A 15,518-nucleotide genomic window follows, 5' to 3' on the forward strand; every position below is an offset into this window, starting at 1 on the left:
CTTTTCATCTTCACTCTACTAGGAGGTTCAGGTGAATGACATTTTGGCAGTTTGCATTTAAAAACGTAACGCGGAACGCCAGAGCTTATTTCGCCTATTTTGTAAGTAGTGCGTTTTCCATTGCAATTTTTTTCTCATTTGCAGTTTATTTATTTCATCCTAAATTGCATATGACAGGCGTGAATGCTGCTCTGAACATATTGATGACAATTTCAGAAGTTGTCATTGTATTCTTTTCTTTTTTCTTTTTACTATATTCAATCGGTACTTTCTTAAAAGTACGAAAGAAGCAATTTGGGATTTTAACAGTACTTGGTATATCTCAAAAGCAATTAAAGAGACTTGTCTTTCTAGAAAACATGCTAATTGGTGTTCTTTCCATCTTTTTCGGTATTCAACTTGGACTCGTCTTCTCGCAGTTCTTTTTATTAGTTACCGCAAAAATTACGCATGTACCTGGTTTATATTTATATTGGCCAACGGGTGCCATTATTTTAACTATGGTCATCTTTCTTGGGCTCTTCATTCTCGTCTCATCTTTTACACCGATGCTCATTCGGACGAGAAAGGCTGTACGTCTTTTAAAAGAAGGAACAAAACAAAAAGAAAGAAAAGCGTCCGTGCTCATCTCTCTATTTGGTGCGACATGTTTAATATCTGGGTACGTACTAGCAGCAAATCCGATATATTTCATATCGCTTGGCGACGTAGTTGGGCTTTTGTACGCCGCCACCTGTATATTTCTCATTCCGTCACTTGTTGCAGCTGGAACATACTTTTTCTTTTCACAAATTAGTTTTTTACTCATTCGTATATTAAAAACACGAAGAACATTTTATATGAAGCGTACGAATATGCTTTGGATTTCTGATTTAGCAGCGCGCATTCGGACAAACATTAACATGCTCTTTATTGTAGCGATGCTATCAACACTCGCTTTTACTATGATTACATTCTTATACGGTTTTGGGAAATTTACAAAATTTGATGCAGTAAGGGAAAATCCTTTTCCTTTTACATACTTATCACATACTGAAAATACGTTAGCAGATGATCATTTGAATTGGTTAAAACAAAAGTTTAACGAAGAGCAATTTGCTTATACACAATTCAAAACAGATATATATGAAGTATCTTCGGCGGAAGAAACCCCGCATCTCTATTATGCAATTAAACAAAGTGACTATAATATACTTGCTAAAGCATTAAACTGGGAAAATCTCCACGTGAAGAATAATGAATCCTATGTTCTTATTAAAGATTTAGATAATCAAGTTTTTGAAACACTTCATGATCAAAAAACGAGAAATACTCTTACGCTAAACCAAAATTCTTTGCAGTTACACATAAAAGAATATAAAAGTTATAACCCATTCCCAAATAGGTTAATCTCACAACTACTCGTATTATCTGATGAAAATGTAGAGGCATTATCATCCATTTCAAAACAGATGAGTGTATATAGCTTTAAAGTTAAAGACTGGGAAAAGGCTAATAACATCGGCTCGGCATTCATAGACAAAATTAATACCGATGCGAACAACATTCAAGCAGAGCACCCGCCTTTCCATGCAAGTGAAGCAAGCGATTCTCTATACACAACAAAACAAAATGTCGCTTCGTTCTTCTTAATTGGTACTTTCTTAGGTGTTATTTTCTTTATTGGTGCTGGCAGTGTTCTTTATTTCAGGATGTATACAGATTTAACAAATGAGCAAGAAAAGTATGTAACGATTACAAAAATTGGTTTAACAGAAGCTGAGATGAAACGATCTGCTACAATTCAACTCGCGATTCTGTTCTTTGTTCCATACATTATGGCATCGATCCATACGATGTTTGCGACAAAGATGCTACAAGAAGTTTTACATCTCTCGTTCTTCGCTGAGATTACAGTCGTACTTATGATTTTTGGAACAGTTGAAATGTTATTTTTCCTTTTAATTCGTTCCTTCTATATGCAAAAATTATCACAACATATTAAGTTTTAAAGGATAGAAAGGTGATTACTATGGAAGAAGTTTTACACATAAAAAACGTCTCAAAAGTGTATGAAGGAAAAGTCCCTCACACTGCTTTAAAAAATATAAATTTACATGTAGATAAAGGTGAATTTGTTGCTATCATGGGACCATCTGGTAGCGGTAAATCTACATTTTTAAACGTTATCTCTACAATTGATTCACCTACTTCTGGTGATGTCGTAATTAACGGAAAAAAACCGCACACATTTCGTAGAGAGAAGTTAGCTATTTTCCGCCGACAAGAGTTAGGATTTGTTTTCCAAAACTTTAACCTACTAGATACACTAACAATCGGTGAAAATATCGTACTACCTTTAACACTAGATAATGTTCCATTAAAAGAAATGGACGAACAGCTTGATAACATTTCAAAAAAGCTTGGCATTGATCATATTTTGGACAAACGTATTTTTGAAGTTTCTGGAGGACAAGCACAACGTACCGCAGTAGCGCGTGCTGTTATTCATCACCCTTCACTTCTACTTGCCGATGAACCAACAGGAAACTTAGATTCAAAAGCGGCAATTGACGTAATGGAACTATTTACGAAATTGAATAAAGAAGAAGATGCAACAATTTTAATGGTTACTCACGATCCGTTCGCAGCAAGTTATTGTAACCGCGTCATTTTCATTAAAGATGGCGAGCTTTACAATGAACTACACCGCGGGCTATATCGCGAGAAGTTTTATCAAGAAATATTAGATGTTTTAGCATTATTAGGAGGAAGACGTGGATGACATTTTGGCAATTTGCATTTAAAAATGTCTCGCGTAATTCTAAAGCATATTTCGCTTATTTTGTAAGTAGTGCTTTTTCTATCATGGTTTTCTTTTCATTTACTGTATACGCGTATCATCCGCGCTTACAACATGTACAAAGCTTTCAAGAACGTGATCCTCTAATGAACTTAGCTAGTACAGCACAGCTTGTTATCGTTATGTTCTCGTTCTTCTTTCTCTTATATTCAATTGGAACATTTTTAAATGTACGGAAGCAGCAATTCGGGATACTCACGATTCTCGGTATCTCACAGAGACAATTAAAAAAACTGCTATTTACTGAAAACATGATCATCGGGATATTATCTATTTTTATCGGGATACAAGGTGGTCTTGTATTTTCTAACTTTTTCTTATTAGTCACTTCAAAATTAACAAGTGCGAAAGGCCTCTATTTATATTGGCCAACAGAGGCAATTATCGTTACAACTGTAACATTTATCATTTTATTTTTAATCGTATCTACGTTTACACCGATGTTTATTCGTACTCGTAAAACAGTCCACCTTATAAAAGGGAACAAGAAAGTGAAAGCCGAAAAAAGGCCGTCTATACTCATCTCTTTATTTGCTTTAATTTGTTTAGGGCTATGTTATTACATCGCTGGTTATCCGCAAGGCTACGTAACAGAAGAAAATGTGCAAAATGGATCTGTCTTCTTTATTATGTTATCTATTTTACCGCTCGTAGTAGTCGGGACATATTTATTCTTTTCACAAACATTCCTTCTTTTCATCCATATTTTAAAGAAGCGTCGAAAGTTTTATTTGAAACAAATAAATATGTTATGGATTTCAGATTTAGTTTCTCGTACCCGGAGTAATATTAACGTACTCTTTATCGTGTCTATGCTATCTGCACTTGCATTTACAATTATTATTGGATTATTCGCTGCTAATAACAATACGAAAGCATCCATACTAGAGCGATACCCTATTCCCTTCACATATACATCTGAAGGAGAGAATGCACTTGAACAAAAACATATTCATACAATTGAAAACGAACTTACAAATAACAATTTCGATTACAAAAAATATAAATTTACAGTATTAAAAGATACAGCGTTAAAAGAAGACATTGTGCTAATGAAAATGAGTGATTATAACGCAATTGCTAAACGACTAAATAGACCAGTAGTTACTCTTGATTCTACACAAGTTTACATTATTTCTCGCTATGCACCAGAGCTATTAAATCTTGTATCAAACCCATTTGCTAAACAAAATACGATTACACTTGGCTCTAATAAAAAAGAATTTCATATTAAAGGTTTTATTAATAAAGGAATCGAACCCTCCTTTGCATTACCTCATCTCATTGTTATGCAAGATAATGCAATTGAAAATATGATTCCTCATATTGAAACAATTACGATTTATAACTACTTCGTGGAAAATTGGGAAAATGCAATTATCCCGACAAAAAATATATTAAAAATATTAGATCAAGATGCAAATAACTTATATGAAGCACATAAGAGTGAAGAAAATTTTTTCAAGCCATTTTATATTCACACTGCTACCGATGAACTCATTAACAGTAAAGGGAATGCAATTGCTCACTTCTTTATTTGGGCATTTCTTGGCTTTATCTTCTTTATCGGTGCGGCTAGTGTTTTATATTTCCGTATGTATAATGACTTAACAACTGAGAGACAAAAGTATATTACGATTACAAAGCTTGGATTAACTGAATCAGAAATGTTTCGTTCTGCAACGATTCAATTAGGAATTTTATTTTTCGTTCCTTACATCGTTGCTGGTGTTCACACGTTATTTGCGGTTAAGTTTTTACAAAGCATGTTTTCTTTCTCGTTACTAAAAGAGTTATTGATTATACTTACCTTTTTCGGGATTATCGAGATTATTTTCTTCTTCTTAATCCGTTCTCTGTACATTAATAAATTATCACAGCATATCAAGATATGAATAAAATAGCCTTGTGCAGTATGCACAAGGCTATTTTCAATAGTTTTTAATTAGCAGCAATATCCACCATATCCGCCGCCTCCGCCGAAGCAGCTAGCACCGATGATGATTAATAAAATAAACAATACGATTAGAAGCGCAAAACCGCCTCCGCAACCATGGTGTCTGCGGTTACAATCATCATGTCTGTGTTCACACTTTTCGCTCATTACTCTATTCCTCCTTTAGTATCATTCATAACAAGTTCACCTTGCTCTAAATGAGGGGATTCCATTTATAGTATGTTTTCAGGGCGAATAGGAAGCTTGGCTCACCTAAAAACGGGCTTGTTTTGAGAAATGGACTTCATCAAAAAAAGATACCAATTAAGGTATCTTCTAAATAAAAGTATTTAATAAAAGCGCAAAGCCAAATGCAATAAATGATAACAATGTCTCGAGTACTGTCCACGTTTTAAACGTTTCCTTCACCGTTAATCCTAAATACTCTTTTACAAGCCAGAATCCTGCATCATTTACGTGAGAAAACATTAATGATCCCGCCCCTGTTGCAATAACGAGCAATTCTAAATTCACACCTGACATGTGCTGAATAACTGGTGAAACAATTCCTGCCGCTGTCGTTAATGCTACTGTTGCTGAACCAGTTGCAATTCGAATTAATCCAGCTACCATGAAAGCTAAGACGATTGGTGATAACGATATATGTTCTGCCATTTGCGCAATCGCCGTTCCAACGCCGCTTTCAATTAATATTTGTTTAAACCCACCGCCTGCACCGATAATTAAAATAATGGAACCGACCGGTAATAAACTTTCATCCGTTAATTTTTTAATTACCTTTTTATTAATTCCTTGTCTGATTCCCAGTAAATAGAATGCTGCGAAACATGAAATAAGTAAAGCAATTACTGGACTTCCTATAAACACAAAAAATTCAGTCATCTTTTTCGGTAATGAAATATATGGTGCTACTACTGATAAAATCATTAATACAACTGGTAATAAAATAATAAAGAATGAAACTTTACGACTCGGTAAATCTGTTGATACAGTCGTAACTCGAACTAGCTCTGGTTCATTTTCAGGTATAACCCTTTTATGTACCCACTTTGCAAATATCGGTCCTGCAATAATGGCTGTTGGTAACGCGATAATTAATGAATATAAAAGTACCTTTCCTAAGTTCGCATTATAAATACCGATTGCTGTCATCGCTCCTGGATGTGGTGGCACGAGCCCGTGAACAATAGATAATCCAGCGATAACGGGTAACGCAATTAATAATATATTTTGTTTCGTCGTTTTTCGAATTGAAATAACAAGTGGTAATAAAATGACGATCCCCACTTCGAAAAATACCGGAATCCCTATAACAAATCCTGCAAATAACATAGCCCAAGGTAGTTTCTTCACACCGAAAAATCGAATAAAGAAATCTGCCACTTGCATGCCAGCCCCTGAATCGGACATCATTTTCCCTAAAATGGTTCCGAGAGCTAAAATACCAACTAAATGCCCTAGTACACTACCAACACCAGTTTCATAGGCAGTCACTATTTTCGTTAAATTCAGTCCAGACATGATAGCTAAAAATAAACTCGCAACTGTTAAACTAATAAATGCATGCCATTTCCACCATGATACCCCTAAAATAACAATTGCGATCGCAAGTAACGTGACGATTAATAAGTATATATCCATCTCTCATTCCCCTTATTTTTACCCCGTATTTGCAGGCGGTAACACCTGATTGATGCGGGATGAATACAATTGAAGTTTCACTTTATAAAAAAAGAGGGACAATCCCCTCTTTTTATACGTCATAATTCACTACATAATGCTGCATTTCTGTATTGTAGTAGCCTTCGCTATATTCAATTACTTCGCCAACTTCATCGTAAGAATAGCGCATACGTTTTAATAACGCTGTCCCCTCTTTTTCACCTAACGCTTCTGCAACGAAATTAGGCGCAAGTCCAACAGCGAATTCATCTCTGAAGTTTTCTAAATGTATACCTCGGTCCTCGACTAAATCATAAAGTGATTGCAAGTCAAAGTCCGATAAATCTGTACTTGCCATATGTGCTGAGAAATAGTGCGTATAATGAATATACGGCGCATCGTTTAATGCATATAAACGTTCGATACGGAAACTCTCTTTACCGAATAATCGAAACGGCACTGTTCCTTCTTCATTATGAACGATTTCTGCTTTTAGCAATTTCTTCTGTACTTTATATCCTTCTTCCACTAACACTTCTGTAAATTTCTTACCCTTTGACAACTTTGTCGCAGAAGTATTACGGATGACTTTCGTTCCTTTACCGCTTTTCTTTTCCAAATATCCTTCTTGAGCAAGTTCTTTAATCGCATTACGCACTGTAATTTTACTTACTTTGAACTCTTCTTCTAACTGCGGTTCGGAAGGAATATTTGTATGAATCGCATATACACCATGCAATATTCGATCACGAATAATATTTTTTATTTGTAAATATAATGGTCCTTTTTTTCTCGTTACGTTCACCGTTACACCCACTACCTTTCTACATCACCTACTGATGCCGTCATTGCCCGAAGTATATCCTTCTCTGATGACATTGGCGTATCACCGACGATTGTATGTGCAAGCATTCCAGCTGCTGACGCAAATGAAACAGCTTTCTCTGGTGCAAACTCTTCTATCTCGCCATGAATAATCCCGCTCGTATAAGCATCTCCAGCACCTATTCTATCATATACAGAAAACGTAAGTGTTTTTGCAAAAGTGAACGCACCATCTTTACATATAAACCCTCGAAGCGAGTGTGTATTATCGCTATTAATAGAGCGATGTGTGCCAGCAATTGTAGCGATATGATATGTTCCAGCCACTTTCGGAATAAGATCAACAAGTTGTGCTTCTCGCTCCGTCTCTTCTGTTTGCATTCCAAGAACGAACATTGCATCTTTTTCATTCATCATAACGATATCAGCAAGAGCTAGCATTTCTTCATAATGCGGTTTCGCCTGCTCATATCCATCTTCTCCCCAAAGCGATGGACGATAATTGCAATCAAAAACGACAGTGCCTCCGTTTTCTTTAACTGCTTTCGCTAAAGATTTCATATGATGGCGCACCGTATCATTCATCGCAAGTGTAATCCCGCAAAAATGAACGATATCAATTTCCTTGGCGATTTCTTCAAACTGGTACATCTCTTCAGACGCCGTATTGAAGCTACTTTCTAATCGATTTGAATATGTAACGCGGCTTGCACGTGCACCAAATCCATTTTCTAAAAAGTACATACCGACATATTTACCGCCTCTTGAAATAAACGGCGCCCGAATGCCTAACTTTTGAATATGAGATATCGCAGCATCCCCAACCGAATTTTCCGGTAAAGTTGAAATAAGAAAACCTTCATGCCCGAGATGAGAAAGCGCTGCTGCAACGTTCACACCTGTACCAGAAAATGAGTATTTTAATGTGTTAGCTTGCGACAACAATTCATATCCTGGTACTTGCAGGCGCATCATTACTTCGCCGAATGCTGCAATTTTCTTACGCATATTGATCAACTAACTTCTTCACTACCGCTAATAATTCACGAACATCTTCTGTTTTCGTATTACCAGTTTCTTTATCAATAATAGAAGAGTATACGTGCGGGATAACTTGCTCTACGTTTGCTTCAAGCGCAATACGTACAATTGTTTCGAAGTTTTCTTTATCAATTCCGCCCGTTGGTTCTAATGCAAATCCTTCTTCCGCACACGCTTTCGCAACTGCGCGATATTCTTCTTCATGAGCTAAACCTTTCATTGGGAAGTATTTCAATGAATTTCCGCCCATATCACGTACAAGTGCGATCGCCGTTTTAATTGGAACGATTGCTTTTTCTTCTCCAGCTGCACTAATTGGACCAGTAGAAATATTTACGTACCCTACTTTTCCTGTTGGTGATACTAAACTATTAATCCAGCTATCTTTTCCGCCAAGATTTGCACGTGTCGCTCCAACTGAAGGGAACACTTGGTTAATATGACTACCAGGATAATGCTTCGCGATTTCAGCTACAACTGCTGCTTGGCGATTATCTCCTGCTCCTAGTCCGATCGATACCGCGTCATCAATTTCTTTTCCGTATGCTTTCATCGCTGTAACTGCTTCTTCTACTGTTGGATAGTCTTTTGATAGCACTCCCACTACTACATAACCTTCTGCTACTTCAAAAATATCTTTCGCATTTTCGATATTGTTCGCTAATACATTTAATGCTACACGGCCTTTATAAAAACGTTTTTGAATGTTTGTCATTTTATTTTCCCCCTACAATTTCTCTCATTTTTTCTTCAATTACATGTATGTCATCACCTTGAAGTGGACGTGGATCAATATCAAAGAATCCTTGTCTTACGCCGTAATCACGTGTGTAAATGGCAATTTCCCCTTCGCGTAATGCTGTTACGACGTCTTTGGCTGATTTATTTAACTCGTTCTCGTTAATGTGAATGCGTGCTCTAAAGATTGCTCTTCCTGCTTCATCTTGAACGATCGTTACATTTACACCGTTTAACTCTTTTAGCGGCATAAGCACTTGTAATAACTCTTTTTCTTGCTCACTTTTATCTTCTTTTACTCCGTACTCATCAAGCGCTTGAAGTAAACCGAAAGTTGTCTCTTTCCCAACTTTCATACTTCTTCCGATGCAATGTAATTGCACTTTCAGCCATTCAATATATTTTCGTTTCCCGCCGACAATACCAGAAGTCGGCCCCTCAATCGCCTTTGAACCGCTATAAATGGCAAGGTCTGCATACTTCACGTATTTTTGAATATCCTCTTCAGCTGCCGCATCGACGATAAGTGGTACGTTATTTCGCTGCGCAACTTCCCATGCTTCTTCAACAGAAATCATATTTTTTTGCACGGTATGATGGGATTTCACATACAGAATCGCCGCTGTATTTTCACCAATCGCATCTTCAATATGCTCTGCTTTCCCTTCATTTGCGTAGCCAACTTCTACAAGTTTACCTCCGCCTAAGTAAATCATCGTTTCAACAGGAGCACCGTACTGAACGTTATGACCTTTTAACATAATCACTTCGTTTTTTGCGATGACCTCTTGATGAAGTCTTTCACTTTTACGGCGATTTCCTTCTGTAACGATACCAGCGATCGAAAGTGCAATTCCGCTCGATGCTGAATTTACAACAACCGCTGCCTCTGAATCTAGAATTCTCGCAATATGGTCTCCTGCTTTATCTACTAAATCTGCAATTTCTACATAATTTTGTCCACCATGTTTCATCGCATCCATAACTGTATCTGTAGGAGCGGATACACCTAAAATACTCATTCTACCGCTCGCATTAATCACTCTTTTTAATCCGTACTTAGCATTCAATGAATGACCCATTAATTACAACCCCTTTCGTATCAATTCTTCTTTCAGCAACGCGCTGATCCCCTTCTGAATCAATTAACGTAACCTTCTCATCTTTCACCGTAAATAAAGTTAAGTTTGCAATATCGCCTTCTTGAATACGGCCAAGCTCTGGTTTTTTCAGCCACTCTGCCGCATGTTTCGTCACCGCATCAATTACTTCTTCTAGCGGATAACCTAAGTAAAGGAATTTCGAAAGAACGTGAGCCATACTATATACTGGACCGTGTATACGATTCTTTCGGTAAATATCTGTACTAATTGTATTAAAAGCAATATCGTGACGCTTCGCCGCTTCTGCTACTTTAAAAGAAAAACTAGCATTGCCATGGCCAACATCTAAATGAACACCGCGGTTTACTGCATCTAGTAATACAGGTAGCGGTTTGCCTTCTTCATCAAATAAATTATTTTTTTTCCCGTTTAAGTAATGTGTAATCACATCATCTTTTTCTAAAAGAGGTACAACTTCCTCAATGCGAGGAGGCGCTGAACCGATATGTACCATAATCGGTAATGATGTTTCACGAGATAAAGAGCGTGCAACATGAAGCGGTTCAATTCCACTATCACAAACGACACTTTTACTCATTCTCGCCTTTAACCCAACGATTACATCTTTATACTTTTCTACTGCTTCTATTACTTTCTCTTTATCTATCCATTCCATATTGGACAGTTCATCAATTCGTTTCAAACCGATGCGAGAAATATTCAAAAAGGCAAATAAATTCGTTTTCGCCTGTTCTCTACTTTTTACTAAATCTGCAATACGATCAGCTCCGCAGCTACCCGCATCAACAATTGTCGTTACCCCTTGCTTAACGCCAATTTCATCCACCTCATCGCCATACGGATCAAACTCTGGAAAAGCGTGAACGTGCAAATCAATCCAGCCACTCGATACGTAAGTACCAGAGTAATCAAGAACCTTTCCACCCTCGCCAGCACCAGCTTTCGTCACCTGTGCGATTTTGTTATTTTCAATTACAATGTCAATCTCTTCCCCGTTCACACGTTTCACATTACGTAGTACGAATCGTTCTGTCATTGTATTTCCACCCTTTTCTATAAGAAGCCGTAAGAATACGCTTACATTAAAATTTCATTTTATATCTCTTTCACATATTTAGAGTAACATGAAAAAAACGAAAAGTAAATATAACGTTATAATGTTTAATTTTATATTAAAATATGAGTTTCCATTACATATTCGGACACCCTATAAGCAGGAGGGATATTCTTGGGATTTCGAATTTTATTATTTATAATTTTAATCACTTTGTATGTACCAACAACGGTTAGCGCAGCCCCTCCATCACTCACGGCTGCATTTATCCGGGACCATCAGCTATGGATAAAGACAGAAAATCAAGAAATACAAATCACAAAAAATCGATATGTGTATTCTCCAAAATGGTCTTATGACGGTAGGTTTATTGGCTATATTGATAGTAATGAAGCGGGTAAAGAATCTAACTTATTCATTTATGATACGAAAAAGAAAATAAACTATCAGCCTTATGTAAGAGTCGTAACATCTGACTTTAAGTGGTCACCAAATAAAAATCAATTGGCTTACACTGATCAAGGTTTATTAAACGTTACAAAAATTAAAAACGGTCGCCCACAAGGCTTTGAAAATGTATCACTTGGGGTTAGTGATTTCGAATGGTTCCCGAACGGAAAGGAATTTATCGTCTCCTCACAATCCTGCTTGCGTCCGACCGGATGGGGCACAATTCCACTTTATAAAATACCAGTCAATGCAAATCTTGCTAAAGATAAAATAAAGCCTTTTTATACGATTCAAACAAATGAAACTGATTTATTTGCGATTAACGCTAACTATTTCAAGTGGAGTTCTGATGGAAAGTGGATTAGCTTTTTGGCTAGTCCTACTGCTTCTTTGGCAATGGATAGCAATACATTATGTGTTATCTCATCAAAAGGAAGACACTTTCGAACGATTGGTAACATGCTATGGTTCAACGATTGGATGAAGTGGGCTCCATCAACTAATCAACTCGCCTATATTTCAGGAGAAGGAAGGTTCTTTGTAGAAAATAAAAAATTTACAGTTGCAGACATGGTAACAGCAAAACAACAAAAGGTCTACACACCTGTCGGTTATGTAGACCTTGATTTAGAATGGTTTTCACCAAACAAAGTGATTGTGGCTCGTGCAACAGAAAATAAGGTATGGAAAGAAGGTCCTGTTCCGGCGATATTTACAACACTTTATATGATCAATATAAAAACAGAAGAACAGAAACAAATCTCGTTCCCAAAACAGAATGAACGTGATGAAGACCCTCAAGTTATTGGACCTTATCTTACTTGGCTTCGCAAGAAAACAAATATATATAAAGGCGATGTCTGGATGAAGGATAGCTTACATAGTCAGGAGTATATATGGCTGAAAAATGTTGATGAGGCTCCAATCTTTTTTACTCGGAATGAACGTCATTGAAAATGTGTTCATTCCAATCCTCGTTATATAAAAATTTATATGTGTTCCCCCTATTTGATTCTCCTGTAGTAGAGCACTATTATGGGAGAATCAAGATTATCTATTCCTGTACCGTCACAATAACCCCATCCATATTATTCCCCGAAATTTCATACTGCTTATTCGCTGGAACATTCACTTTCCTGTTCCCGGAAACTTTATAATAAGAAACCGTATATTTCTTACCTTCTACATTCGTTGAAATTTCTTTTTTCTCTTTTAAGAAGTCTAAGTATTCCTCTAATGTAATTTTCTCTTTTTGCATAATCGCACTATGAGGTAAACCGACATAACGTATATGCCACGGCTCATATTGAATGCCTGTAATATGACTTTTATTTTTCGGATAACGTAAAACAAAGCCATGCTTCCATACGTTATCTTCAATCCACTTTCCTTCAGGGGCTCTCTCCATTTTCTTTTGCGTAGATCCAACGTCGAGCGATAATCCTAAATTATGTTCACTGTATCCTGCTGGAAGTGCATAATCAGATCCCATTTCTTTATATAATTTACTTTGCTCTTGAAAATCTCGATACCCGCTACTCATTAAGAAATGCTGTACTCCATCTTTTCCAGCTGCATCGACAACGTTCAAAAAACTTTCCACAACACCCTTTGATAAGCGAAGATTTCTATCAAATATGACGTAACCTCTTACTAATTCACTATTGTGATTTACATTTATAATGTCAGACCTAATACTATCTTTTTTAACTGGGTAATCTTTATTAACTAATAATAGATCCCCTTTATAAATTTCTTCTTTTGTAATCTCTATATTTTCTGTATTCGCAGCTCTTACCGTATTATCTTTGTCGGCAATTTTAACATCGATCTCTTTTTGAAATAATGGTGATATATAAACGCCTACACAGATTGTGCATGCTATAAAAAAAGAAATAAATACCCACTTTTTCATTTCTAGTTCCTCCTTAACGTAACTTACGTATAGAATAGAAAAAACTATTAAAATAAAAAGTGGGGTAAAGTTTAAATTTTTATTAAATTACTTCGCTCTCTTCTTTTGGCAATCTCACTTCAAATATCGTTCTAATTACATTACTTTCAGCAGAAATCTTTCCATCATGCTGCTCAACAATATTTTTCGCAATAAATAGCCCAAGGCCTGTACCACCTTGCTGCTCTGATCTTGCCTTATCACCTGTATAAAACATATCAAAAAGATACGGTAAATCTTCTTCTGGAATGCTGTCTCCGTAATTAATAATTTGTACGACTACCTCTTCACCTTCAATGTACCCGTTCACATCAACAAACTTTCCATCATACCCGTAGCGAATCGCATTCGTTAAAAGATTTTCAAATACCCTCGCTAATAACTTCCCGTCACCGTTAATAGGTAACTGCGGCGTGATATTCAATCTCGCTTCTAATTCCTTTTTTTCTAATAACGGATACAATTCTTCCTCTAACTGTATAAGCAATTCACCTATATCAATTGGTCTTTTGTCCAACTGCAACATCCCATAATTCATTCTCGTAATTTCAAATAACTCATCAATTAAACTTTCTAGCCTTTCCGATTTCGTAAAAGCGATTGTGGAAAAATGTTTAATTTGTTCTTTCGTCAAATTCTCATCTTTAAGAATTAAATCTAAATAACCTAAAACGGATGTTAACGGTGTTCTTAAATCATGAGCTAAATTAACAATGAGCTGATCTTTACTACTTTCCGCAAAGTCTCCTCGTTCAACCGCTTCCTTTAATTTTTCACTCGCTACATTAATTTCACCGGCGATATATCCAAACTCATCATTTGATGAAACGCGCACTTCATTTGTAAAATCACCGTTTGCCAAATGATGAATCCCGCTTGAAATCTCATCAAAATATTTTACATAAGGCCTAGTAAGGATGAAGAAAAACATAATCGATAGAGGGATGAAAATAATTAAAAAGAAATTAACATCCCCAATTTGTCTTACCATGGAACGAAATTGAGCTAACGGATCCTCAAAACGAACGACTAATTTATAATAAATCCGTAATCCTTCATAAGTGATATACGTTACGCCACCAGCAAATATCATACTTAACGCAAATAGCATAACCATCTTCGAGCGAAAGCTTCTCATCTTTTTAGCCATTGAACGTATACCCTACTCCCCACACTGTTTTTATTAACTTGTTCTTTCTTTTATCTTCCCCAAGTTTTTTCCGCAATGTACGAATATGTACCATAACTGTATTTCCGCCTTCAAAATAATCATCTGCCCATACTTGCTGAAAAATATTTTCTACATTGTACACTTTCTTCGGATGGCTCGCTAATAAATATAAAATGTCAAACTCTTTCGGTGTTAATTCAACTTGTTCTCCGTACACATTTACCGTTCTTCGCTCCGGATCAATAACGACCCCGCCTACCTCTAAAGCAGATTTATTCTCCGCTACTTTCGGCTGATTTAACGTAAGAAATCGGCGTAATTGTGCATTTACACGCGCAACTAGTTCAATTGGTGTAAAAGGCTTCGTCATATAATCATCTGCGCCTAATACAAGACCTGTCACCTTATCAAAGTCAGATGTTTTCGCACTTAAGAAAATGATTGGCATATGGTGCTTCGCGCGAATTTGGCGCGTCACTTCATAACCATCCATTTTCGGCATCATAATATCTAAAACCACTAAGTCGATTGGCTGCGTTTCAATAATATGAATTGCCTCTTCTCCATCAGCTGCTTTCACGACGTGGTAGCCTTCTTTTTCTAAATGTATCTCAATTAAATCAGCAATTTCTGCCTCATCATCCGCTATTAAAATTGAAATGCGCTTCATATTACTCCCCCTTGTATACGCTCGATTGTA

The 15,518-nt window shown here is 36.5% G+C and carries 14 protein-coding genes; 4 read left to right on the forward strand and 10 right to left on the reverse strand.

Annotation, left to right across the window (positions count from 1 at the left end; genetic code table 11):
- Positions 1-35: 35 nt before the first annotated feature.
- Genes MR115_RS10710 through MR115_RS10720 form a run of 3 tightly spaced genes read left to right on the forward strand, consistent with a single transcriptional unit; the run spans position 36 to position 4,737 of the window.
- The gene (locus MR115_RS10710; RefSeq protein ID WP_242241184.1) at positions 36-1,991 is read left to right on the forward strand and encodes an ABC transporter permease; all 1,956 of its coding nucleotides are present in this window, start codon (positions 36-38) and stop codon (positions 1,989-1,991) included.
- A 20-nt stretch (positions 1,992-2,011) separates the two neighbouring features.
- The gene (locus MR115_RS10715) at positions 2,012-2,764 is read left to right on the forward strand and encodes an ABC transporter ATP-binding protein (RefSeq protein ID WP_098585976.1); all 753 of its coding nucleotides are present in this window, start codon (positions 2,012-2,014) and stop codon (positions 2,762-2,764) included.
- Entirely contained in the window at positions 2,761-4,737 is a 1,977-nt protein-coding gene (locus tag MR115_RS10720; RefSeq protein ID WP_242241185.1) for an FtsX-like permease family protein, read from the forward strand. The genes MR115_RS10715 and MR115_RS10720 overlap by 4 nt, the downstream gene beginning before the upstream one ends.
- A gap of 50 nt (positions 4,738-4,787) precedes the next feature.
- On the opposite strand, the gene MR115_RS10725 is transcribed toward MR115_RS10720, so the two are convergent.
- From MR115_RS10725 to MR115_RS10755, 7 genes are all read right to left on the reverse strand, one after another.
- Positions 4,788-4,946 (reverse strand): YjcZ family sporulation protein, encoded by a 159-nt coding sequence (locus MR115_RS10725; protein WP_375337814.1) that lies wholly within the window; start codon positions 4,944-4,946, stop codon positions 4,788-4,790.
- 168 nt (positions 4,947-5,114) lie between these two features.
- Positions 5,115-6,440, reverse strand: coding sequence for a gluconate permease GntP (gene gntP / locus MR115_RS10730; protein ID WP_098597511.1), 1,326 nt, complete (start codon positions 6,438-6,440; stop codon positions 5,115-5,117).
- 112 nt (positions 6,441-6,552) lie between these two features.
- Positions 6,553-7,278, reverse strand: coding sequence for a GntR family transcriptional regulator (locus tag MR115_RS10735; protein WP_061677598.1), 726 nt, complete (start codon positions 7,276-7,278; stop codon positions 6,553-6,555).
- Positions 7,278-8,294 (reverse strand): sugar kinase, encoded by a 1,017-nt coding sequence (locus tag MR115_RS10740; protein ID WP_242241187.1) that lies wholly within the window; start codon positions 8,292-8,294, stop codon positions 7,278-7,280. The genes MR115_RS10735 and MR115_RS10740 overlap by 1 nt, the downstream gene beginning before the upstream one ends.
- Complete coding sequence (dagF, locus tag MR115_RS10745; RefSeq protein ID WP_242241188.1) at positions 8,287-9,042, reverse strand: 2-dehydro-3-deoxy-phosphogluconate aldolase; 756 nt, start codon at positions 9,040-9,042, stop codon at positions 8,287-8,289. Before dagF ends, MR115_RS10740 begins: the two co-directional genes overlap by 8 nt.
- Before the next feature lies 1 nt (position 9,043).
- Entirely contained in the window at positions 9,044-10,147 is a 1,104-nt protein-coding gene (locus tag MR115_RS10750; protein WP_242241190.1) for a DgaE family pyridoxal phosphate-dependent ammonia lyase, read from the reverse strand.
- Entirely contained in the window at positions 10,125-11,225 is a 1,101-nt protein-coding gene (locus tag MR115_RS10755) for an amidohydrolase/deacetylase family metallohydrolase (protein ID WP_242241193.1), read from the reverse strand. Before MR115_RS10755 ends, MR115_RS10750 begins: the two co-directional genes overlap by 23 nt.
- A 192-nt stretch (positions 11,226-11,417) precedes the next feature.
- Here MR115_RS10755 and MR115_RS10760 point away from each other — a divergent pair, with 192 nt between their 5' ends.
- A complete protein-coding gene (locus MR115_RS10760; protein ID WP_242241195.1) occupies positions 11,418-12,647 on the forward strand; it encodes a translocation protein TolB in 1,230 nt (409 codons plus the stop codon).
- 100 nt (positions 12,648-12,747) lie between these two features.
- Here MR115_RS10760 and MR115_RS10765 read toward each other — a convergent pair whose 3' ends face one another.
- The 3 genes from MR115_RS10765 to MR115_RS10775 form a co-directional block, all read right to left on the reverse strand.
- Positions 12,748-13,608 (reverse strand): M15 family metallopeptidase, encoded by an 861-nt coding sequence (locus MR115_RS10765; RefSeq protein WP_242241197.1) that lies wholly within the window; start codon positions 13,606-13,608, stop codon positions 12,748-12,750.
- 82 nt (positions 13,609-13,690) lie between these two features.
- On the reverse strand, positions 13,691-14,797 hold the full coding sequence (locus MR115_RS10770; protein WP_242241199.1) for a HAMP domain-containing sensor histidine kinase: 1,107 nt from the start codon (positions 14,795-14,797) through the stop codon (positions 13,691-13,693).
- Positions 14,790-15,488 carry a response regulator transcription factor gene (locus MR115_RS10775; protein WP_000822490.1) on the reverse strand — a complete coding sequence of 233 codons (699 nt, stop codon included), beginning with the start codon at positions 15,486-15,488 and terminating at the stop codon, positions 14,790-14,792. The genes MR115_RS10770 and MR115_RS10775 overlap by 8 nt, the downstream gene beginning before the upstream one ends.
- Positions 15,489-15,518 lie beyond the last annotated feature (30 nt).

The organism is Bacillus cereus group sp. BfR-BA-01309 (genome assembly GCF_022664315.1).
In the GTDB taxonomy this organism is placed as follows: domain Bacteria; phylum Bacillota; class Bacilli; order Bacillales; family Bacillaceae_G; genus Bacillus_A; species Bacillus_A mobilis.